29 protein-coding genes are annotated in these 19,438 nt (G+C 67.2%); 23 read left to right on the forward strand and 6 right to left on the reverse strand.

What is annotated here, in order from left to right; genetic code table 11:
- Nucleotides 1–76: 76 nt before the first annotated feature.
- The 3 genes from F6B43_RS00095 to F6B43_RS00105 are packed head-to-tail and all read left to right on the forward strand — an operon-like array spanning nt 77 to nt 2,185.
- Nucleotides 77–829, forward strand: a complete 753-nt coding sequence (locus tag F6B43_RS00095; protein WP_150446953.1) for a class I SAM-dependent methyltransferase — start codon at nt 77–79, stop codon at nt 827–829.
- A gap of 10 nt (nt 830–839) precedes the next feature.
- The gene (locus F6B43_RS00100) at nt 840–1,463 is read left to right on the forward strand and encodes a dihydrofolate reductase family protein (protein WP_150446954.1); all 624 of its coding nucleotides are present in this window, start codon (nt 840–842) and stop codon (nt 1,461–1,463) included.
- A complete protein-coding gene (locus F6B43_RS00105; RefSeq protein WP_150446955.1) occupies nt 1,460–2,185 on the forward strand; it encodes a class I SAM-dependent methyltransferase in 726 nt (241 codons plus the stop codon). Before F6B43_RS00100 ends, F6B43_RS00105 begins: the two co-directional genes overlap by 4 nt.
- 75 nt (nt 2,186–2,260) lie before the next feature.
- Here the strand turns inward: F6B43_RS00105 and F6B43_RS00110 are convergent, their stop codons facing one another.
- The 3 genes from F6B43_RS00110 to F6B43_RS00120 all read right to left on the reverse strand — a co-directional run bounded on the left by F6B43_RS00110 (nt 2,261) and on the right by F6B43_RS00120 (nt 4,493).
- Nucleotides 2,261–3,709 carry a recombinase family protein gene (locus F6B43_RS00110; RefSeq protein ID WP_170285517.1) on the reverse strand — a complete coding sequence of 483 codons (1,449 nt, stop codon included), beginning with the start codon at nt 3,707–3,709 and terminating at the stop codon, nt 2,261–2,263.
- Between the two features lie 22 nt (nt 3,710–3,731).
- Nucleotides 3,732–3,962 carry a helix-turn-helix domain-containing protein gene (locus tag F6B43_RS00115; RefSeq protein WP_150446957.1) on the reverse strand — a complete coding sequence of 77 codons (231 nt, stop codon included), beginning with the start codon at nt 3,960–3,962 and terminating at the stop codon, nt 3,732–3,734.
- A 270-nt stretch (nt 3,963–4,232) separates the two neighbouring features.
- Nucleotides 4,233–4,493: a hypothetical protein gene (locus tag F6B43_RS00120; protein WP_150446958.1), complete on the reverse strand. Its 261-nt coding sequence runs from the start codon at nt 4,491–4,493 to the stop codon at nt 4,233–4,235.
- Nucleotides 4,494–4,631: 138 nt separating this feature from the next.
- Here F6B43_RS00120 and F6B43_RS00125 point away from each other — a divergent pair, with 138 nt between their 5' ends.
- Both F6B43_RS00125 and F6B43_RS00130 read left to right on the forward strand, forming a co-directional pair.
- Complete coding sequence (locus tag F6B43_RS00125) at nt 4,632–4,922, forward strand: helix-turn-helix domain-containing protein (protein ID WP_150446959.1); 291 nt, start codon at nt 4,632–4,634, stop codon at nt 4,920–4,922.
- A 252-nt stretch (nt 4,923–5,174) separates the two neighbouring features.
- Nucleotides 5,175–5,456, forward strand: a complete 282-nt coding sequence (locus F6B43_RS00130) for a hypothetical protein (RefSeq protein ID WP_150446960.1) — start codon at nt 5,175–5,177, stop codon at nt 5,454–5,456.
- 86 nt (nt 5,457–5,542) lie between these two features.
- On the opposite strand, the gene F6B43_RS00135 is transcribed toward F6B43_RS00130, so the two are convergent.
- Nucleotides 5,543–5,749: a hypothetical protein gene (locus tag F6B43_RS00135; RefSeq protein WP_150446961.1), complete on the reverse strand. Its 207-nt coding sequence runs from the start codon at nt 5,747–5,749 to the stop codon at nt 5,543–5,545.
- Between the two features lie 29 nt (nt 5,750–5,778).
- On the opposite strand from F6B43_RS00135, the gene F6B43_RS00140 reads away from it, so the two are divergent.
- The 5 genes from F6B43_RS00140 to F6B43_RS00160 all read left to right on the forward strand — a co-directional run bounded on the left by F6B43_RS00140 (nt 5,779) and on the right by F6B43_RS00160 (nt 9,027).
- Nucleotides 5,779–6,153, forward strand: coding sequence for a hypothetical protein (locus F6B43_RS00140; protein WP_150446962.1), 375 nt, complete (start codon nt 5,779–5,781; stop codon nt 6,151–6,153).
- 35 nt (nt 6,154–6,188) lie between these two features.
- Nucleotides 6,189–6,476, forward strand: a complete 288-nt coding sequence (locus tag F6B43_RS00145; RefSeq protein WP_150446963.1) for a hypothetical protein — start codon at nt 6,189–6,191, stop codon at nt 6,474–6,476.
- Between the two features lie 324 nt (nt 6,477–6,800).
- Entirely contained in the window at nt 6,801–7,829 is a 1,029-nt protein-coding gene (locus F6B43_RS19720) for a YqaJ viral recombinase family protein (protein WP_211367958.1), read from the forward strand.
- A complete protein-coding gene (locus tag F6B43_RS00155; protein ID WP_150446964.1) occupies nt 7,826–8,611 on the forward strand; it encodes a hypothetical protein in 786 nt (261 codons plus the stop codon). Before F6B43_RS19720 ends, F6B43_RS00155 begins: the two co-directional genes overlap by 4 nt.
- Nucleotides 8,608–9,027, forward strand: coding sequence for a hypothetical protein (locus F6B43_RS00160; RefSeq protein WP_150446965.1), 420 nt, complete (start codon nt 8,608–8,610; stop codon nt 9,025–9,027). Before F6B43_RS00155 ends, F6B43_RS00160 begins: the two co-directional genes overlap by 4 nt.
- Nucleotides 9,028–9,218: 191 nt before the next feature.
- Here the strand turns inward: F6B43_RS00160 and F6B43_RS00165 are convergent, their stop codons facing one another.
- The gene (locus tag F6B43_RS00165; protein WP_150446966.1) at nt 9,219–9,752 is read right to left on the reverse strand and encodes a hypothetical protein; all 534 of its coding nucleotides are present in this window, start codon (nt 9,750–9,752) and stop codon (nt 9,219–9,221) included.
- A 320-nt stretch (nt 9,753–10,072) separates the two neighbouring features.
- On the opposite strand from F6B43_RS00165, the gene F6B43_RS00170 reads away from it, so the two are divergent.
- From F6B43_RS00170 to F6B43_RS00220, 12 genes are all read left to right on the forward strand, one after another.
- The gene (locus F6B43_RS00170) at nt 10,073–10,333 is read left to right on the forward strand and encodes a hypothetical protein (protein ID WP_150446967.1); all 261 of its coding nucleotides are present in this window, start codon (nt 10,073–10,075) and stop codon (nt 10,331–10,333) included.
- A 327-nt stretch (nt 10,334–10,660) separates the two neighbouring features.
- A complete protein-coding gene (locus tag F6B43_RS00175) occupies nt 10,661–11,263 on the forward strand; it encodes a hypothetical protein (RefSeq protein WP_150446968.1) in 603 nt (200 codons plus the stop codon).
- A 210-nt stretch (nt 11,264–11,473) separates the two neighbouring features.
- Nucleotides 11,474–11,695 (forward strand): hypothetical protein, encoded by a 222-nt coding sequence (locus F6B43_RS00180; RefSeq protein WP_150446969.1) that lies wholly within the window; start codon nt 11,474–11,476, stop codon nt 11,693–11,695.
- A gap of 310 nt (nt 11,696–12,005) precedes the next feature.
- Nucleotides 12,006–12,641: an IS1 family transposase gene (locus F6B43_RS00185; protein WP_211367961.1), complete on the forward strand. Its 636-nt coding sequence runs from the start codon at nt 12,006–12,008 to the stop codon at nt 12,639–12,641.
- Nucleotides 12,638–13,513, forward strand: a complete 876-nt coding sequence (locus F6B43_RS19725; RefSeq protein ID WP_211367964.1) for a hypothetical protein — start codon at nt 12,638–12,640, stop codon at nt 13,511–13,513. Before F6B43_RS00185 ends, F6B43_RS19725 begins: the two co-directional genes overlap by 4 nt.
- Nucleotides 13,514–13,843: 330 nt before the next feature.
- The gene (locus tag F6B43_RS19505; RefSeq protein WP_170285519.1) at nt 13,844–13,987 is read left to right on the forward strand and encodes a hypothetical protein; all 144 of its coding nucleotides are present in this window, start codon (nt 13,844–13,846) and stop codon (nt 13,985–13,987) included.
- A complete protein-coding gene (locus tag F6B43_RS00195; RefSeq protein WP_150446971.1) occupies nt 13,984–14,808 on the forward strand; it encodes a hypothetical protein in 825 nt (274 codons plus the stop codon). The genes F6B43_RS19505 and F6B43_RS00195 overlap by 4 nt, the downstream gene beginning before the upstream one ends.
- Complete coding sequence (locus tag F6B43_RS00200; protein WP_150446972.1) at nt 14,801–15,118, forward strand: helix-turn-helix transcriptional regulator; 318 nt, start codon at nt 14,801–14,803, stop codon at nt 15,116–15,118. The genes F6B43_RS00195 and F6B43_RS00200 overlap by 8 nt, the downstream gene beginning before the upstream one ends.
- A 533-nt stretch (nt 15,119–15,651) precedes the next feature.
- The gene (locus F6B43_RS00205) at nt 15,652–16,668 is read left to right on the forward strand and encodes a M23 family metallopeptidase (protein WP_150446973.1); all 1,017 of its coding nucleotides are present in this window, start codon (nt 15,652–15,654) and stop codon (nt 16,666–16,668) included.
- Between the two features lie 147 nt (nt 16,669–16,815).
- Complete coding sequence (locus tag F6B43_RS00210) at nt 16,816–17,142, forward strand: hypothetical protein (RefSeq protein WP_150446974.1); 327 nt, start codon at nt 16,816–16,818, stop codon at nt 17,140–17,142.
- Nucleotides 17,143–17,161: 19 nt separating this feature from the next.
- Complete coding sequence (locus tag F6B43_RS00215; protein ID WP_150446975.1) at nt 17,162–17,947, forward strand: hypothetical protein; 786 nt, start codon at nt 17,162–17,164, stop codon at nt 17,945–17,947.
- Complete coding sequence (locus tag F6B43_RS00220) at nt 17,944–18,330, forward strand: hypothetical protein (RefSeq protein ID WP_211367967.1); 387 nt, start codon at nt 17,944–17,946, stop codon at nt 18,328–18,330. The genes F6B43_RS00215 and F6B43_RS00220 overlap by 4 nt, the downstream gene beginning before the upstream one ends.
- Before the next feature lie 133 nt (nt 18,331–18,463).
- Here F6B43_RS00220 and F6B43_RS00225 read toward each other — a convergent pair whose 3' ends face one another.
- Complete coding sequence (locus F6B43_RS00225) at nt 18,464–18,676, reverse strand: three-helix bundle dimerization domain-containing protein (RefSeq protein WP_150446976.1); 213 nt, start codon at nt 18,674–18,676, stop codon at nt 18,464–18,466.
- Between the two features lie 258 nt (nt 18,677–18,934).
- Between F6B43_RS00225 and F6B43_RS20080 the strand changes: the two genes are divergently transcribed.
- Nucleotides 18,935–19,084: a hypothetical protein gene (locus tag F6B43_RS20080; RefSeq protein ID WP_425486809.1), complete on the forward strand. Its 150-nt coding sequence runs from the start codon at nt 18,935–18,937 to the stop codon at nt 19,082–19,084.
- The last annotated feature ends 354 nt before the right edge of the window (nt 19,085–19,438 follow it).

Raw genomic sequence — 19,438 nt, forward strand, 5'->3', positions numbered from 1 at the left:
GAATGGGTCGCTCGGCGATCGGCCGCAGCATCCACCCGGCGTCGAGCATGAATCGCCCGGGTCGTAGGCTCGGTGCATGGCCAGTCGTGAAGACATGTCGACCTCGTTCGGGCGCATGGTGGGCGAGTACGAAGCCGGCAGACCGGGCTACCCGCTCGCCGCGGTGGCGTGGATGCTGGAGCCCGCGACGATCACCGGGAACCCCCTCCGCGCCGCCGATGTGGGCGCCGGCACGGGCAAACTCACGCGCGTCCTCGCGGAGACCGGCGCCGACGTGATCGCCGTCGACCCGGACGCCGACATGCTCGCGGCGCTGCGCGCCGAGCTGCCGGACGTGCCGACCCTCGCGGGCACGGCGGAGCAGATCCCGGTGCCGGACGGTTCGCTCGATGCCGTCGTGCTCGGTCAAGCGTGGCACTGGGTCGATCCGGTCGCAGGATCTGCCGAGGTCGGGCGCACACTCCGGCCAGGCGGTGTGCTCGGCCTCGTCTGGAACATCCGCGACGACCGAGCCGAATGGGTCGCGCGCATGACGGAGATCATGCATCAGAGCAACGCCGAGATCATGATGTCCGAGGGCGGCCCACGGGTGACCGCACCGTTCGGCCCCCTCGAGGAGGCGCGGTTCGAATGGTCACGGCCGATGACCGCTGATCGCCTTCTCGCGATGGCACGTTCGCGGAGCTACCTCATCACCGCGACCGCGGATGATCGCGCGCGCATCGAGGGCGACCTGCTCGACCTGTTCGATGAGCTTCCCGAACTCTCGAGCGGTGGAGAGATCGAGCTCCCGTACGTGACTCGGGCATTCCGGGCCGTGCGACCCTAGCCTGGAACCCATGCGCACGCTGACCGTCTGCAACTTCGTCACCGTCGACGGCAAGTACGAAGACGACGACCACGACATCGCGTCGTTCTTCGAGCACCAGCATCCCGACTATTCCGGTGCCGACTCGTTCGATTTCCACACGACCGCCCTCCTGCGCGAGTCGGACACCGTGCTGTTGTCCGGGAGGCGCTCGGCGTTGGGCAACCTCGGTTATTGGGCGAACGTGCCCGGTGATCCGGATGCGACCGACATCCGCCGCGAGTTCGCCGAGCTGTTCCTGGCCGTCGAGAAGATCATCGTGTCCGACACGATCACCGAGGCCGACCTCCAACCGTATGCGCACACGCGCATCTTGCCGGTCGCCGCCGCCCGAGCCGAAGTCGCGGCGCTGAAGGAGAGCGAAGGACGCGGCATCCTGATCCTTCTCGGCCGTGTGCTCTGGAACGATCTCATGCGCGCAGGACTCGTCGACGAGCTGCACCTCGTGACGTTCCCCCTCATCGGCGGCGGGGGAGTGTCGCTGTTCGATGAGCGGCCCGCCGTCGCGCTCAAGCTGCTCGGCACGCAGGTGTGGCCGGAGTCGGGCAACGTGCTCATGCGCTGGCGCGTCGACCCTGACGGTGATCAGACGTGAACGATCCAGCGGACTTCGACGGTGTCGCGGCGCTGTACGCCGTCGCTCGGCCCACGTACCCGAAGGCTGCGGTCGACTGGCTGGTCGATGCGGACGCGTCGGTCGTCGTGGACGTCGGTGCCGGGACGGGCCTGTTCACACGCTTGCTCGATGACGGAGCGCGCACCGTCATCGCCGTCGAACCGTCTGCGCGCATGCTCGAGCAATTGCGGCTCGCGGTGCCCGGAGTGCGAGCCGTCACGGGCTCGGGAGAGCGGATGCCCCTGCCCGACGCCTCCGCCGACGCCGTCGTCTTCGCACAGGCGTGGCACTGGGTCGACCTGCCGGCCGCCTCGATCGAGGCGGCGCGCGTACTGCGTCCGGGCGGCCGGCTCGGGCTCGTCTGGAATCTCCGCGACGAGCGGGTCGCCTGGGTCCGCGAATTGGGCGCGGCGATGAGGGCCGATGGCGACCACTTCCGCGGCCAGCCCCAGGACCCGGAGGTCGGCCCGCCGTTCAGTGCGCCGGAGCGGTCGCTCGTCGAGTGGGTGCGGGTCTGCAGCCCGGATGAGATCGTGAGCGACGTGCGCTCGCGCAGCTATTTCGAACTGCTGTCGGCGACCGAGCAGCGCGCGGTGGAGGGGGATGTGCGAGCTGTGCTCGATCGTCATCCCGAGACCGCGGGGCGGACATCGATCGAACTGCCGTATGTCACGGCGTCGTTCCGCTACGTCCGTCCGTGATCCGAGGCGCCGAGATCCGCCCACGTAGACTGGATGCCCGTGGCTCTCACTATCGGCATCGTCCGATGACTGCCTCTAACTCCGCGTGAGTGCGGAATCGACCACGACTCGCGGGACAACACCCGGACGCTGAACGGTGATGCGGTCGACGAGCAGCCGCAGAGCCTCGCGCCTCTGCTCAATGGTGTTTTCTTCCCACTGGTCGACGAGGTCGCCGATGATGACGATCGGGCGCACTGTGGCCTGTGCTGAGGCGCGGGTCAGATCCACCTCGAGCGCCGCGATCTTCGTCTCGGCGTTCGCGCTGTACCGCTGAAACGCGTCGTCGGACACAACCCCGGGGTTGTCGAAATAGCGCGCTGTCGCGGCGTCGAGGCGCTGGCGCTCGGCCGCGATGCGGGCGGCTATCTCTTTCGCTGGGTCGACGACGAGTCGCGGGCGCTTCGGTGCCTCGCGGGCGGCTTTGTTGATCCGGTCGCGTTCACCGGCGAGCCATTCGCGCACAGCGTCGTCGATGACGTGGGCGGCGAGCGAAGCGTCGTCGTGGCGCGTGTATTGCGCTGAGTCGGTGCACGCGTAGCGGGGTCGGCCGTGGTCGGTTCGGCCGCCCATGCGGCTGCCGCAGTGGCAGTAGATGAACCCGGAGTAGATATAGGGCGATCGCTCGGCGCGGGGGCGGCGGCGTCGCTGGTCGCGGGCGTGCCGATAGCGGATCCATTCGTCGGCGTCGATCACGGGCGGGTGTGCGCCTTCGTGGAGGGTGCCGCGGAATAGGACGTATCCGGCCCCGAACCCGGAGTCGAGCAGTCGGAGGACGGAAGCGGTGTTCCATCGCGCGTATCGGGCGTGTGCGCCGTCTGAGCCCGGTTCGGCGCCCGGCGTCGTGTACCGCTCGGCGATGTCGCGAGCGGCGTCGCCCGCAGCGTACGCGCGATACATCGCGGCGAGGTTCGGCCCCTCGACGGGATCGATCTCGTACCCGGATCCGCGGGCGTAGGTGTAGCCATAGTGGCGCTGCCCGTTCGGGGTTAGGCCGTGGCGTACGCGACGCTCGAGCGCTTCTTTCCATGTCGCCCCGATCGACTCGGCGATGAACACGCCGTGATCGATGAGCACGTTCCGGCCGAACCTGCCCGCGGGGGACTGGTCGTTCGGCTCGGTCGCCGAGAGGATGCGCCCACCCGCGTTCTCGATCCGTTCCTCGGCCACTGCCCATTTGAGTTTCTTGCGGCCGGCGCGGTCGACCCGCCACACGATCAGGACGTCGGCGGCGTGAGCCTCGACTTGTGCGCACCCGTAGCTCAGGCGCGCCCACCAAGCGGATTTCGCGCTCGAGCCGGATTCGTCGATGCCCTCGATCCATTCGACGATCTCGATGTTCTCGCGCTCGGCGAACGCTTCGATGATGTAGCGCTGGTTCTCGGGCGAGGTCATCTCCTCGCGCGCTTTTGAGACGCGGATCGCGCCGATACCGCGGCGGCGCGCGGGTGGCGCGACCAGTCGGAGCGTAGGTTCGGGGGTCAATGCTCGATCCCGTTCGCGCTGGTCAGTCGGCGGATGCCTCCCCGACGACGGCGGCGATCGACAAGTGCAGCGCATCGCACAGCTCTGCGAGTTGCCCGATCGTCATTGGGCGTTCTGCGCGGAACAGCTTCGAGATCTGCGACTGTGAGATACCGGTTCGTCGAGCGAGTTCGGTCTGAGTCACGAACGTTTGCTCGGCATGATCGCGCAGGATCTCGGCTACGGCGCGACTGATTGCTGCCGCACTCTTCACGCGCTGAACGTAGCGGGGGGAGGTTCACGCTCACCCCGAAACTGTTCGTTAGTTCGGTTGAACTAGGATCCCGTCGCAATCGGGGCAGGGGGTCCCGGAGAACGGTTATTGGTTTCATGGATGCTGTGCTGTCTGGGTCGACTCGCCGAGATACAGAAAGAACGGTATGTGGGCTCGGGCGCCCGTGTGAGAGGGTTTGTCCGGTCATGCGCGTCGGGCGGATCTGCCCGACCGCGGTGGAGTACCTCGACGAGATGTGCGGGGCGTGACTCACGTTGCGATCCGCTTCATGGCCCGATTGACGAACTGATCGAACGTGATCCCGAGAAGGTCGAGAGACGGGAACAGCACACTCATTGGGAGTTCTGCCTTCCCTCGGGTGCGGTTGTAGAAGGTCGTGTAGTCGGTGGGGGTGCCCGTGTCGTTGAGTGCACGGACGAACGATGCGGCATTGCCGTATTCGCTGGCTGCGATTTCGGCGCGTAACTGCGCCGCCATTGCCAGGGCTCGCGGGTCCGTGATCTTGGTCATAGCGCCAACTATAGGCCCATTCTGACCAAATGTGAGTGCCCTGTAGCCAATCAACAACTTTGTTGTGTCTTGTCACAATCTTTGTCTCAGCACCAAGAAATGCTGCTCTGGGTACCAATCCGTTGCTATCTTGTTCCCGTGACCAAGAATCTGAGTGCGGACACCAAGATGCATGAAGGAATCCGGCAATTGGCGGCCGGCATCGACCAATACCTTTCCGACCACTCGGCCGGGCGGCGCGATCGTAAGTGGCTTGCCGACCGGGTGCAGCGCGTCGGCCTCTCCAAGACCTCGCTCTACCGAAAGCTCGCCGACCCGGCTTCTCTCAATCAGTCCGATATCTGGGCGATAGCGGATGCTTTCGGCGTCACGCCCGAGGACATTCGCCGCGCGGGCGAGGAATCGCTGGTCGGAGCGCTGGCGGCATGACCCCTGAGGAGCGGCTTCTAGCCGCAGCGATCATCCTTCGGGATGCTGCCGAAGATCGCGCGATCGCGCGCCTGGAGGCCGCGCCTCCACAACTCGCGAACGCCGCGTAGCCGTGGCGGCGGTGATCGCGCGATCCGTCTCGATGCGGATCACCGCCTCAAGGAGGATCCTCGCCGCGGCTTCTATCGCCTGCTCTCGCGTCACTTGAACATCCACCCCTACATCGAATCACCAAACCATGAAGGGCACATCATGACGGTTCTCACTCTGGACTCCTTATTCGACGCAGACGCTGCGACCCGCGGCGACGTAGACCGAGGAGGGGTGGTGGTCGCAGACGTGACGGCCCGATCCGACTCGGTGGAGGTGCGGTTGTTCGCTAAGCATGACCGGATCGCCGGTCAGCCGATTGCGACGTTCCGCTGCCCGTGCGGGCTCGTGTCCGAATTGGCGCAGGGCGCCACCCTCGAGCAGCTTGACGAGTTCGACGCCGACAACCTCGAGCACATCCACACGTGCCGGGTGAACCGATGAGCGCGCCGAGCCCGTTCTGCCCGGATCACCCGACCGGCACTCTGATCTCGTGTCAGCCGTGTGGGACTGCACGGCTGAGGTACAGGTCAGTTCTGGACAACGCCCAGCGGGGTATCGGGGCCGAGTCGAAGGGAGACGTACCCGCCGCCGTTGAGTTCGAAACGGATGGTGAGCATGCCGTGCACGCGTCGGGACTGTTCGAGGTAGCCGTCGATCAGGCGACTCCAAAGGTCATCGTCAGTGTCTTCGGTGAGATCGAAGACGGAACCGTAGTAGTGGAGTTGCGTCGCCATAAGCGCGAGCTTATCGGGGCTGGTACATCATGACCGCGCTCGCAACGGTGGCGCAGGTGCCGGGCACGCGTCTGGTGCTCGCTCAGGCTCGGGAGCGGATCAAGCTCGCCGCGAGGGGTCGTGACCGGGAGGCGCTTCGCGCGGTGCGGGACGAGATGCGCGGGCTCGCGGTGCACTTCCTGGTGCATGGTGGCGGCCCGGCGTACGACGTGGCGGTCGTGGCCGAGGATGCGGTCGCCGCGCTGAATCGGGTCGTCGCGTTCGATGTGATGCACCCACCGAAGCCGCTCGGCGGGCCGGGGTCGTCGTTCGATTGCCGCGATGGGAAGCATGACGCGTGCGGGGAGTCGGGCGCGTGCCGCGGCTGCGGGTGCCACGACGAGCCCGTGACGGCCGGTGTGTGATGGGCGTCACCCTCCGCTCCCGGGACGCTGACCCGGTGACGTCGGCCGAGGCGGTCGCCGATACCGACTTGCAGCGATCCCAGATGGAGGTGCTCGCCGTGTTCCATATCGCGGCGGGCGACGGGATGCCAGCGATGCCCGATCACACGATGGTCACGTTCGCGCAGCAACTCGGGTCGACGTACACGCCGCAGCGACTCCGGTCGGCGCGCGCCGAGCTCACGCGGCGGCGCCTGATCTCGGCTGTCCCGGCCACGTTCCTGCCCGGCCCGACCCACAAGCGACGCGCGCACGTGTGGGCGCTCGCATCCGTTCACGCCTGATCTGAAACGTCAACCTTTTCGCCGCACGGGCGATGTTTCGTCCTGCCCGAATTCCCGACTGAGGAGTCGATATGTCCCTGCCCATGCTTGCCGCATCCCCGCCGCCCGCCGCGCCGAAGTCCGCGGCGTCTGCTGCCGCTACGCACCCGCTGCCGAGCATCATCCCGGGCGGTGATCGGTAATGACTTGCAAATGGTGCGGGCGTGATCTGGTCGCGGCGCGCATGGATGGGGCGAAGCGTAGGGCGTGGTGGTGCGTCCGGTGCGACGGCCCGGCAGGCTCGCGACTGATACCAGTCGAGGGATCCGCGATCGGGGATCAGTCGTGACCGGTCAAGCGCTGCGCGTCGTCGTCGCCGAGGGCGCTCCCGAGGAGGAGTGGCACGACGGGCGCGACGGGATGGTGACGGCCTCCGACATTCACCGGATCGCGCAGGGGGGTCGCGGCACGCACCGCCAGGTGCTCGACGAGAAGCTGAACGGTCGCAAGTTCCGCGGCAACGCCCACACGCGCCGCGGGCACGTTCGAGAGCCGGAACTGCTGCACTTCGCGGCGCATCACATCGCGCCCGGTCGCGGCATCCGCCCGAACACGGCCCTCTACGGTCACCCGGTGCACCTATTGCACGGTGCGACGCCTGACGGGCTCGGGTGGGACGCCGACGAGGCCGGCCTGTTCGGTGTCGAGGTGAAGTCGCACGATGCGTCGTGGGACAGCGACCAGATCCCCGCAGATCATCTCGACCAGATGCTGTTCGGCATGTGGGTACTCGGGGCCGATCACTGGCTGTACGTGTGGGAGGTCATGGGGTCGGACGGTGAACCGACCCTAGACGATCCCCGGCACATGTGGGTGCATCGGAGAGATCACGAGGCCCGGATCGCTCGGCTCGCCGCCGAGGCCGATCTGTTCCTCGCATGGCGGGATGCCGGCGCGCCCGAGCTCGACGACATCCCCGACGAGGTCGACGACGCGCTCGCGGTCGACGCACGCTTCGCGGCGATCGAGTCACACGCGAAGCGCGAACGGAAGTCGGCGCGAGCCGTGATCGATCCCTGGCTCGAGGCGCAGGGCGAGAAGACCGTCCGAGCTACGGGCACACGGGCCGAGATCGTGCGCACGACCGACGAGGTGCGGGTGCTCGACGAGGAGCGGTGGAAAGCGGCGGACCCCGAGGGGTTTGCCGCGTTCGAAGGGCTGCGACAGCAGGCGAGAGACGCCGAGGAATACGCCGCACTGACGTTCGTCGAATGCGATGCGCTCGCCGCCGCGGCGATCTCCGTAGGACACAGAACGACCGAAATCAAATACGGAAACGTGCGCGTGAGCGCGCGGAAGGGATTGGCCGCATGAAGCTCGAGGAGGTTCGCGCCGCTGTGCAAGCTTCTGGCGAACTGGTGGGGATCGATGGGCCACAGTTCCTCGCCGACGCGACGTCGCTGTCGTCATGGTCGCCCTTCCACATCGGGAACGATCACCCGGTCGCAGCCCGTGTGACCGTCACCCGGAAGGGGCAGGCACCGCGCGAGGTCGTCATCGTCTGGGACGAGTACGCCGACGAGATGGAGAACAATCCCGAGTGGAACGCGACCCGCGACCGGAAGCCGACCGCCGTATTCGGGGGCGAGGCCGAGCGCCACGGCTACCGGGTGGTATTCGCCGACATCCTCGCACCGCTGATCGCGGCCGAGACGCAGCCCAGCGCGCCACCTCCGGCTGACCCGTGGGCAAGGTCGGACGAGGGAGATCCGGCGATCTTCCTCGCCCTCAAGCTCACCGAAACCGAGGCTGACGTCGACGCGGTGTGGGCGCTGGCAAAGGGACACCGGACAGCGGCGCTCGAGCGAGCATGTCGCCAGCGAAAGGCTGAGCTACGGGCCGCGGCTGCGATCCCGGCCGTGCCCCTCCCGCGCGCCGAGAAGGTGGCGAGCGTGCCAAAAGCGCCGACCGTGGCTCGGGTACCAGTTGTCGAGTCGCGCCCGATGCCCGCGCCGCGACCGCCGACACCGCAGCGCGACACTGCGATCTCGCGGGCGCTCGCCGAGGCCGAGCAGGCATCCGGGAAGACGGTGTCTCGGAAGGCGCAGTCCCGGGGTCAACGTGACTCCGGTCGCCGGGGCGGCGGTCAGCGATGACCGCGGGGGAGTTCGCTCCCGATGTTGTCGAGTTGATCTGGGATCGCGATCAGGGTCGGTGCGTCGACTGCGGTGTGCAGCTGCGGCGTGAGCGTCGGGCCGAGGCCTTTGACGGTTGGTCGGTTCAGCACAGGGAGGCGCGCGGCACTGGTGGCGGGAAGCGCGGCCGTCGCCCGTGGCTGGTGCTCGCTTCGAACGGTGGGCTCATGTGCGGCACGGGGACGACCGGATGTCACGGCGACACGGAGACGAAGCGGCGAGGCCGCGCGTACGCGCTCGGGTTCGCGATTAAGACAGGCATCCGTCGCCCGTCTGAGATCCCGATGCGTCACGCCGTGCGCGGGTGGGTGCTGCTCGATGACGAGGGCGGGTGGGAGCCGGTCGAGGCGCCGCGCGGCCAGGAGATGGCGGCGTGAGCTCGGTCGAGCAGGGCGTCGTCGAGGCCATACGGCTCGACGGCGTCCGCGGCGGTCACGGGGCAGGGCCGGAGGATGTCGTGTTTCACGGGGCGGAGTCTGCACTATCCGCGCACGGTTTCGACCCTCTCGGGCGATGGCTTTCCGTCGCTGAGCCCGCAGTCGATCGAGGATCTCGCTGCCGGCTCCGCTCAGCGACGCGGGACGATGTGCGCCGTTCGATTATCGCCGTGTGGGTCCGTCCATTCGATGCGCATGCCGCCGCCGAAGGTGAGCGCGTTGTCGTTCGCGATGTGGCCTTCGAATGGCTGACTTTCGCCTGGATGGATAGCGATCCATTGCGGGGCGGCGCCTTCGAACTTGAATGCGCTGATCGGGTCGAACAGGCTCACGTGCGCCGCAGTTTGATCAGTAAGGTTCGTGAGCGTCCAGCCGCGCACCCGGTCATGGTCGGCGCGGATAGACCAGGGTGCGCGGCGGGCTTTCGGCGTCACGCCCGGCGGCTGCGCACTGCTGACTTCAGATGCCCGCGCTTCCGTCGCCGCGTCGACACGGCGCTGCACGGTCGTTTCACGAGTGACGCGGATGTCGCGGAGCGCACGCCACGCCGAACGCGCCATCCGACCCATCCACTCACGGGATGGCTTGATCACAAGCCCGATCAACCAGGCAACGAGCGCGACCACAAGCCCCTGAACGAGCCAATGGTTGAGGAGTTCGGGCACGTTTCGCACCCTATCGGGTCGGCGGTGTGATGCGTGAGCAAGCTAATCGCGGCGGCGTTCGCCGAGTGGCGGGAGTGTCGCGCCGAGTACGAATTGCTGCTGCTCGCCGCGTACGAGAGAGCCGCGACGGCGACGAACGATCGTCTAGTGAACCGACGCGGTCGGCGTGCCGGAATCGACCCGATGTCGTTATTCGGGGGGCCGAGTGTGAGGGCACGCGCGTACGCGTCGGACGAGTTGCTCGAACACTGGGAGAGCCTTCCGCGAGTCACTTTCGAGCAGTACGAGGCGCAATGGATCGAGTCTCGAGAGGCGCTCCCGTGGGCGGCATGAAAGACGGCGGCTGGTCGACGACCGAGAAGGGCTGGCAGTTGGACCCGTCGCAGCGTGAGCGGGTGACGACAGTTCACCTCGACGCGATGGCGCGGATCGATCGGACTCACGTCGGCTATCCCGAATGTTGGTTGTGCGGTCAGCGGGCGATCAAGCTCGACAAACACGGGCTGTGCTCAAAGGTGTCGGTGCTGCACAAGGAAGCCCGAGCCGCGGCCGCCGCCGAGTCGAAGGCGGGCGTGCGATGAGACGCCCGAGCCGCGGAACTGTGTACGCCGTGTACTGGCCTGCCCGTCAGGTGCTCAAGGTCGGCATCATGTGGCGTGATTCGCGGGTGCGTCAGATGGTCGAGACGGGCGCCGAGGTACTCATGCTCATGCGCGACTCGCCGGCCGGGTGGGAGCGGTACGCGCTCGCCGAGCTCGCGAAGTCGTGGCCGCGCGCGTTCCCGACCGCGGCCGCTGCACGCGCTGAGCCGATCCTGCGCCGGGAGCGCGGATTCACCGAGTGTTACCGCGTCGCGGCCGCGGATCTCCCGGGCGCTGTCGACGCGATTCTGAGAGGCACGATCCGTTATGACATTGACCAGGCCGCGAACGATGACGGTCGAGGCGTTCGAGTCGACCCGGAAGCTGTCGCCGCTGGTGAGGGTGACCGCGGAGGGGCTGCGGATGCACGCCGACGACCACGGGCGGGGGTTCGTGGAGTTCCGGCAGATCCTCGCGGATGTGTGGCCCGAGACGTCGGAGGTGACCGAGTCGGTTCTGGTCGATCATCTGCTGATCCTGGCCGAGGCCGAAGTGATCTGCCTGTACGAGCACGGCGGGCGGTCGTGTTACGCGTTCGTCGTGTGGGGGCGTGTGGACCGCGCTGGGGACACGGCGATACCGGAGCCCCCACCCTTCGCGAGGCGCTCGCGAGAGCCTCGCGAGACGCTCGCGGCGGGGGAGAGGGAGGGCGAGCGGGAGCGCGGGGGAGAGCGAGAGGGCGAGAGCGAGCGAGAGCGCGAGACTCCCCGGATGTCCCGCGAGGTGCTGCCCCCGGATCCGTTCTGCGCCGATCACCCTGGCGGGATCCTCGAGCCGTGCATCGCCTGTCAGAACGCCCGACTACGAAACAAGCGATTCCTCGATATTCGCCGCTGGGAGATGAGGCACAACGATGACGATTCATTCTGAGACAGTCCCGACGGGTGGCCGGTGCAAGGTCGCTGACGAGGTGCTCGCCGCGTTCCTCGCGCGACCGCTCACGAGTAGGCGTGTGGCTCGGTTAAACCTTGAGGGGCGGGTTTCGCGTCGGAAGGTCGACCGGCGTCTTGTGGCCGAGCGGGAGTATGACGCGGAGATCGAGCGGCTGAGAGTCGCGATGCGTGAGATCGGGGCGACGTCGTGACCGTGCTCTCGGTGGTGCTGATCGGGTATCTCGTGGGAGTGGTGGCGACGTGGGTCGTGCTGGTGGTGCTCGACGGTGACCGTCGTAGCGGAACGCCGGTCGACGACGTCGGGATCGCGTTCATCTGCGCGCTGATCTGGCCGCTCGTGCTCGCCGGGATCGGTGTGTGGCTGGTCGAGCGGTTCGCCCGGTGGGTCGCGGACCGCGGGCATGCCTGAGCGCCCATGCATCCGGGGGTGCGGGATCCCGGATATGCATTTCGCGGTATGCCCGAGCTTCGGTGATGACGGTGACGATTCGTGCTCGGGGTGTGTGCCAGTGGAGGCGAGGAAGGGGGCGCTGATCTGTGACCGGTGCTATCGGTCGCTGCGCCGTCACCTCGAGGATGCCGCCGATCTGATCGGGCATCTGCGGTCGATCGCCGACCCGACGAAGGCCGCTGTCTACGATCGGGTGTCGACGGGTGGGTCGCGTCCGGATATCCCGGCCCCAGTGTCGGCGGATCTCATCGACTCATCGAACGACATTATGAAGACACTTCGGGAGTGGGCGTTGCGCGTGCAGTTCCCGGATCAGGGGTGGCGGGCGATGGGGCTCGAGGCTGGCATCGACGCAGCGGCAGCGTATGACGACGCGGCCGGGTGTGCCGACGTGATCCTCGCGGACTTCGAACGACTGGTGAACACAGTCGATGTGAAGCTGCTCGGTGACGCGGTGCTGACCCGTCATGATCTGCGGGCGCCGGTCCCGTGGTGGTCGGTCGCTGACGGCCTCGCCCGGTGGTCGCTCGAGGATAACCGGGCACGGTGGGCGACGACCCCGTGCCCTGACTGCGGGTCGAAGACAGTGCTGGTGATGCCGCCGCGGCGGGTCGGGATGTCGGCGAGGTACGCGTGCAAGTCGTGCGCGTTCGACAAGACAGACCGTGACGACGGCGGGTTCTGGGCTGAGGCGTTCGCCGAAGAGATCCCGGAGGCGAAGCCACTCCCGCATGATCCGCGCCGGCTGACGTTGACGCAGGCGGCGAAGCTCGTCGGTCGCACGACGGGCACGGTACGCGGGTGGGTCAAGTCCGGGGATCTCACGGGCGAAATGGGTCGGTACTGGGAAGCGGATGTGCAGGCGGTTGCCGCACAGCGAAGGGGAGAGGGCGTAGCAGCATGACGATCACGAATGACGAGGCGGCTCGGGTGGTCCCCGGTCGCAGTACAGCGCATCGCGCGTACCTCGAGGGGTTCGACGAGGGGGAGGCTCACGGGTACGCGCTGGCGGGCGGCGAGGCGGTCATGCGGGTGCTCGCTCTGCGGGCGGAGCTCGCGACGCTGTCGGTGCAGTTCGAGGGCGACAAGTGGGATCAGGGTCGTACGTTCGCATGGGCGTGCCGGGCGGTCGACGTGATTCGGGCGATCAGCTCGGCGATCTCGGGTGAGGACGGAGACGAGTCGCCGGACGCTGTCGTGTTCGCCGACGCCGTCGCCGAGCGCGCCCGTCAGGATCGCAAGTGGGGGACGCCGACCGATCGCGCAGACGGCACCGGCCCCAACTCGCACCCGCTCGTGCTCGGTGGTGCCGACAACCCCGGATACGGATACGGGCCGTTCCGAGTCGCCGCCGCGTCGTCTCTCGCCGACACGTTCAAACACTCGACCGATGCTCGCGCATCATCCGGCGATCTCACGTGGCGCGACATCCTGCTCGAGGAGGTCTTCGAGGCGCTCGCCGAGTCTGACCCTGCGAAGCTTCGGGTCGAGCTCGTGCAGGTGTCGGCGGTCGCGGTGAAGTGGGTTCGGATGATCGACCGCCGAGGCTCAGTCGAAAGTGGGGACTTGGACGAGCCGGGTGCGGATGGTCGCGTGCGCGCCGACGCGGATCGGGTCATCCCAGCCCGGGGGAGTGAAGTCGAAATCGCCCCCGTTGTCGATCTGGGCCTGAAAGCCGATGCCTTCCGCGTCGTAGAGGGTGAACGGCGGGTGCCCTGGAACGGAGATGTCGAAGGCTCGGCGGTTGATCGTCATGGGGCGGACGCTACCGCATGAGGGAGTGTGCGTGGTGTCGTGGACCGATCGCGGCATCGAAGCGAGTCGATTCGGTGTGTTGCTCGGTGCGGTGTCGTCAGGCTCGGCACCGGTTCACGCCGGGCGTAGGCGTCGCGCCCGCCGTCGGCGATGACGTGTTGCGCCTCGCGTACGCTGACCCGCCGTATCCGGGGCTGTCGCGCCGGTACTACGGCCGGCATCCGGACTTCGCGGGCGAGGTCGATCACCCGGCGCTGATCGCGCAGTTGTGCGAGTTCGACGGGTGGGCGTTGTCGACGTCGGCGCGCGCATTGCAGGATGTGCTCGCGATGTGCCCTCCCGGATGGCCGGGTGATCGGCGCAAAGCCTGCCGAGTTCTGCCGGTGGGTGTTCGATCTGCTGGGCGCAGAGCCTCAGGACGAGTTCTCGGATCTGTTTGCCGGGTCGGGCGGGGTCGCTCGGGCGTGGGAGATCTTCCCGGGGGTGGCCGGGTGAGTCAGTGGCGGCGGCGTGGTTCGCGCGGCTCGATTCGCAATGATCGCGCGTCCAGTGATGAAGACGAGCACGCCCACTATTACGACGACCCACGCGACAAGGAAGGGGGTCGCGCCGATGAATTCCACACGGCCACGTTAGGCGACGAATGCATCAAGCACTTGAACGGGCTCGTGGTGGACAAAGTGACAGGGCGAGAGAATGACCCCATGACGACAGACGACAAGGCGCGACTGGTTGACGAGTATGCACAGCTGTCAAGTGAGCTTGAGGTGCTGGATGCCGTGATCGCTGAACGCGACGCGGCACAGGCGAAGGCGAAAGCGATCGCCCGCGCGATCGGTCACCATCTGGCGCGGATCGGTCATTTCGCGGAACTCGCCGAGGAGAGGTTCGACAACGATCTCGCGCGGCGGCTGTACTGGGGATATCCAGACATTCACGTTGCCGAGATCGCGCGTCCGATGCGCCTGCGGGAGGCGCTCGTAAACAACGAGGTCGGGAACGGCACCTTCGAAAAGCCCTGCGCGGGCGAATGCGGGGCGACTGTGACGTGGAACATGAAGAACCGTACGGACTCTCGTAGGCAGCCGCGACTCTGTGCGGACTGCAAGGCGGAGGCAGAAAGACAAGCCGAGATTGAGCGCGCGCGTTGGCAGGCGGAGTCGAACGCCGAGCACGCCGAGGATCTCGAGCGCCTCAAAGCAGCGGTCGACCGCGAGCCATACGCGCGCTACGCCGAGTTCAGGGGTGTCCCGGGGACGTGGCGAGTCGACGAGCATGGCATTCCCTACGCTCTGCGAGGGCCGGATCATGACTGACGTCAGTCAGTGGCTATCGATTAAGGAGTCAGCCGCACGGGTCGGTCGCTCGGAGGCCACGATCTACCGATGGATCAGCGAGGGGCTGCTGACTCCGCTGATGGGTAGGATCCGCGAGTCGGTGCTGGTCGAAGTCGAGAAGAGCGTACGGACGCGCCGGAAGGCGCAGCACGAGTCGCGGGATGTAGTGGTGGTGGTCGACGGGCAGAAGGTCGGCACGGTGCGTTACAACCCGGCAACGGGGCGAGTGGTCGGCGACGTCGAACCGGGCCTGACGATGACGAATCTTCAGGCTCGGCGTACCGCGTGAGATCGTGAGAATCGTGAGAGTCGATGTGTTAAGCTGACCGCATAGCGGGAGCTGTCCCCACCGAAACCCCTGGCCGATCTGGTCGGGGGTTTCGTCGTTTCCGACTTTGTCTCCGCGCGGGTGCCCCTGCTGCGGATCCGCCCCGCCAGTCACGCGCTCTCAACCTCTAGCCCGCGCCCACGTCTTGAGTGACGGGGTGGCGCGCATCACGAGCGGCGGTCGACGGTGGGGCGTAGTCGTCCCCAATGGCGGGGGTCGGATGCCGTGTGCTGGCGGCGTATGCGTGGGTGGCGATCGGCCGTGGTGGGAACCGGTCGCCGCTCACGCTCCCTTCTACTCCCGGGGTGCAAACCGGGGATGCAACCGCGGATGCAGTGACAATGCGCGGCACGAGCCCGGCGTGATGACCGGGGGAGCGGGTGGGCGTAGGTCGCGCCTCGCCGACTGCACGCGTGCGGCCTGCCCGCTCCACACGAACATTCAGCCCTCGGCACTCGCCGGGGGCTTTCGTCGTTTCAGGGGAGGGCACGACCATGACAGATATCAAGGGCGGCTATCAGCGGCCGACAGCATCGAGCTACGTCAGCAGTTCGTGGGAAGACCACAAAGACCGGCCGACACCGTCGACCGAGCCAGGCACCGATTACGGAGTCGCGTACGGCACGACGCTGTACGCGCCCGAAGATTTCGAGGTGATCGGAGTCGATCACAGCAATGACGGCCCCGAGGGGCGCCGTCTGAGCCTGCTGCTCGGCGACGGCTCGCCGACGAGCTCGATTCACCTCTCTGAGATCTGGGTGAGCGAAGGGCAGCGGGGCAAGCGTGGCGACGCGGTCGGAAAGACTGGCGCGTCGGCGTGGGGCTCGGACTGGGGTGTCGGCGCGCACGTGCACCAGACGCTCTGGGAGAACATGCCGATCCGTTTCGGCACCTGGGCGACGATCGACTTCGAGGCGCGGGTCGGCGACGACAACGACGGTGCCACGCTGTTCGATCAGACTGTCGCGCTCGAGCAGGCGTTCCTGAACGCGGCTCAGGGCGAATCGCTGGTCGTCGACGGGATCTTCGTCGAAACACTCCCGGACGGTTCCGAGGGCAAGACGAAGGCCGCGATCAAGCGCTACCAGACGTACCTCAAGGGGCGCGGCTGGTATGACGGCGAGATCGACGGCTACTGGGGCGGGCAGACGCAGGCCGGCCACGAGAAGCGCTATCCGGAGTGGGTCGCCGAGACGACCCCGGCCCCGAATCCGAGCTATCACACGGCGACGGTCGCGGATCTCGCCGAGCTCGAGTACGTCAACGGCTTGCAGAAGATCGCGCACCTGTACGGGTACGGGGCGAATCAGGCGCAGGAATCCTGGATGGACAACCGCTGGGGTGGCGGATCGCAAAGCGGACTTCAGGCGTTCCTCGATCAGAATCACGGCGGGTCGCTCGCGACCTGGCTGCGCTCGAGGTGGGGCTACTCGGATAACGACGATCTCTGGGGGCCGAACATGCGGGCCGCTGCTGTCCGCGCCGAGCACGAGAACTTCCTGGCCCTGTGAGAACAGCCTTCCGGCACGCGCCCGCCCGTCGTCGCGCGGGTGGGCGCATGCTCCCGGCGCTCGCCGGTATCGCCGCGGGCATCGCACTGTGTCTCGCATTCGCTCCCCTGTTCATTCAGGTGTGCCTGAGCATCTGGGGGTGATCGGGTGTCTGAGCCTGTGCTGATCGCGGTTCTGACGCTGTCGGGTGTGGCGCTGACCGCGCTCGGGGCTGTGCTCGGTCACCTGCTGTCGTCGCGCACGCAGAAGCGTGCCGCATCCATCCAGGCCGAGGCGAACAAGTCGACGGCCGATAACGCGCTGATCGATCAGTTGCAGGAGGAGCTCGGCCGGTATCGCGACGCGACCGACAAGCGACTCGATCGCCTCGAGACGGAGAACCGCGGCTACCGCGCGTTCCTCGGCGTGCAGCGCGACCACATGGCGGCGCACGGTGTGCCGCTCCCGGAGTGGCCTGACGGCCTGCCCCGGTAACGATTCGAGAGGGGACATCATGCGAGACTTCTTCGCCCGTCTGGCGGGCTGGTTCACTGAGACGCGACGGGCCGCGATTCAGGCGTTCGTCGCGTCGATCATCACTGTGCTGGTGATGCTGGGGGCGACGACCGCGGATCAGGGTACGGCGTTGGCGGCGCTCGTCGCATCGCTACTGCTCGCCGCGCAGGGCCTGATCGGCCTCGCGCTGCTGCGTCCGTCCGACTGGTACACGTGGCTCAATGAGACGGGCCGAGGTGTGGTGTACGCGCTAGGCCTGGCGATCGGTGGCGCGGGTGTCGCGTTCAACTTGTTCACCCCGGAGACATCGGGCGTCATCGTGCAGGTTGCTACCGCCGTCGCGTCGATCCTGGTCGCCGCTGTGCAGATGATGAACGTCGGCACGATCGCAGACGCTGGCTCGTCGATCGTTCCTGCTCAGGCCGATCGTCATGCGGTGCTCGCGTCCGTCGCCGAGAAATACGGCTACGTGATCGCGCCAAAGCTCGCCGACGCCGATGCGGCCACGCTGTCAGCGGATCTCGCCGTGCGCGGCTGGGCGGTCGGTGTGTACGCGCCAGAGGTCGCACCGCTCGAGTCGCTGCGACCGATCACTGACCTGAATATCGGCCGCGTCGACATCCTTGATGTCTTCGCGGATCTGCTGTCATTCCGCGGCACACGATTCGACCTAATTCTGTCGACCGTGCCGCTCACGCGCGAGATCCTCGACGCGCTCGGCCCGTACACGGTCACGTCGGAGTACCCGGGGGACCGGGTTCGCTTCATCGGGGCGACGTCGTGAGCCCGCTCGAGATCCGGAAGCTCGCGCTGGCTATGGCGATCGAGACCCCGCACAATGAGCGGGGGAACACGACGTACGTCGAGGCAGCGAAAGAGTTCGAGAGGTACCTGCGGGGCGACGAGGCGATATCGGCCCACCGCGAGGCGACTCCGGGCCGCGTCGTGCTCTACACGCTGACGGCGCAGGATGCTGCGGCGATCGGGGAGCTCGACCCGCACACGAATCAGCATCGCGTGGGCGACGTGCTCCCGATGCTGATCGTCCGCGTCTGGTCGGTCGGCGTGAACGGTCAGGTGTTCCTCGATGGTCCGCGCACCCTGTGGGTGACGTCGCGTCCTGAGGGCGACGGTCCGGGTACGTGGGCCTGGCCGGGCCGGGTCTGAGCGCGGCGCTCGCGGGCGCTGTCACGTTCGCTGTGATCCCGGACACACCGCGCATCGTGCCGTCCCCTGTCGCGGTGAGTGTGCAGCAGCCCGAGGTCGCGGTGTCTCGCGTTGAGCGGATGAGTCGAGATCGCTACTGACTGCGGGCGGCTTTGAGGCGTTGCTTGGCATCTCGTTCGATGAGGACGGGTATGAAGTCGCGGACCTTGGATTCGCTGAATGACGCTCGTGCGGCCTCGACTGCGTCGGCCACGCTCTGAGGCGAGGCGTCGGGGAACCGCTCGCGCAGGCGTTCGGTTATCTCGACGATCGCTTTCGCCTCATCGGCGACCTTGTCTTCTGACATGGTGTTCCCCTTCGCACAGTCGGGTTAGTGCGCGCAGACTCTACTCTCTCAGGGTGAACGGCCTGTCGAGGGGCTGAAATTCGAACGGGGGCCGGGGTGCCTCATCATGCCGAGAAGCTGAGCCCGGGTGAGTACGCGCGTCTGTTGGCGATCGTGTGCCCGCCCGAGTCGGTGTGTTGGCTGTGCCGTGGCACCCTCGGCCCGATCCGCCATGATCTCGGTGGCAGGCATCGGCTCGGCCCGTCCCTCGACCACGTGGTGCCAGCTTCGAAGGGTGGCACGTGGGACCTGTCCAATCTTCGGCCTGCTCACCAATGCTGCAACTCGGCCCGCCGCGATCGACCGCCGTCCATCCCGCGCGGCGTCCGCTCGTCGAGGTGGGCGAACGCGGGTCGACGTGGCACCTGACCGCCCGGGCGGGATCAACACATTTTTTGCGGGCCCCCCACCCCTCTTCACCCGCGGGTCACCAAAATATCTCTCTCCCCGGTTCGTTCGTTCGATGTAGGGCCGTGTAGGGCGCACGTGCCGCGCTGGCGGTAGATACGGGTGTCGGCCGCGCCGTGGCACGTGGTCGATTCCTGACCGCTCAGAGAGGCGGAGAGCGGAGGGCGCGTGTCCGACAAGAAGCCGCTCCCGCCGCACGGTACTCGTGCGAGATACCGCGCTAAATGCGGGTGCGACAAGTGCCGGAAGTGGAAGGCCGATGACACCGCGAAGTATCGAGCAGCGAAAGCTAAGCGGGAGGGGAGGGCGCCCGCT

This window comes from Microbacterium rhizomatis, from assembly GCF_008710745.1.
Taxonomy (GTDB): Bacteria; Actinomycetota; Actinomycetes; order Actinomycetales; family Microbacteriaceae; genus Microbacterium; species Microbacterium rhizomatis.

Excerpts from the sequence above, each read along its gene's own strand:
- F6B43_RS00225 (WP_150446976.1), bottom strand. The coding sequence starts at position 18,676 with ATGTCAGAAGACAAGGTCGCCGATGAGGCGAAAGCGATCGTCGAGATA.
- F6B43_RS00215 (WP_150446975.1), top strand. The coding sequence starts at position 17,162 with ATGCGAGACTTCTTCGCCCGTCTGGCGGGCTGGTTCACTGAGACGCGA.
- F6B43_RS19725 (WP_211367964.1), top strand. The coding sequence starts at position 12,638 with ATGACGATCACGAATGACGAGGCGGCTCGGGTGGTCCCCGGTCGCAGT.
- F6B43_RS00175 (WP_150446968.1), top strand. The coding sequence starts at position 10,661 with ATGACATTGACCAGGCCGCGAACGATGACGGTCGAGGCGTTCGAGTCG.
- F6B43_RS00185 (WP_211367961.1), top strand. The coding sequence starts at position 12,006 with ATGAAGACACTTCGGGAGTGGGCGTTGCGCGTGCAGTTCCCGGATCAG.
- F6B43_RS00095 (WP_150446953.1), top strand. The coding sequence starts at position 77 with ATGGCCAGTCGTGAAGACATGTCGACCTCGTTCGGGCGCATGGTGGGC.
- F6B43_RS00100 (WP_150446954.1), top strand. The coding sequence starts at position 840 with ATGCGCACGCTGACCGTCTGCAACTTCGTCACCGTCGACGGCAAGTAC.
- F6B43_RS00130 (WP_150446960.1), top strand. The coding sequence starts at position 5,175 with ATGACGGTTCTCACTCTGGACTCCTTATTCGACGCAGACGCTGCGACC.
- F6B43_RS00160 (WP_150446965.1), top strand. The coding sequence starts at position 8,608 with ATGACCGCGGGGGAGTTCGCTCCCGATGTTGTCGAGTTGATCTGGGAT.
- F6B43_RS00155 (WP_150446964.1), top strand. The coding sequence starts at position 7,826 with ATGAAGCTCGAGGAGGTTCGCGCCGCTGTGCAAGCTTCTGGCGAACTG.
- F6B43_RS00205 (WP_150446973.1), top strand. The coding sequence starts at position 15,652 with ATGACAGATATCAAGGGCGGCTATCAGCGGCCGACAGCATCGAGCTAC.
- F6B43_RS00140 (WP_150446962.1), top strand. The coding sequence starts at position 5,779 with ATGACCGCGCTCGCAACGGTGGCGCAGGTGCCGGGCACGCGTCTGGTG.
- F6B43_RS00200 (WP_150446972.1), top strand. The coding sequence starts at position 14,801 with ATGACTGACGTCAGTCAGTGGCTATCGATTAAGGAGTCAGCCGCACGG.
- F6B43_RS00120 (WP_150446958.1), bottom strand. The coding sequence starts at position 4,493 with ATGACCAAGATCACGGACCCGCGAGCCCTGGCAATGGCGGCGCAGTTA.
- F6B43_RS00135 (WP_150446961.1), bottom strand. The coding sequence starts at position 5,749 with ATGGCGACGCAACTCCACTACTACGGTTCCGTCTTCGATCTCACCGAA.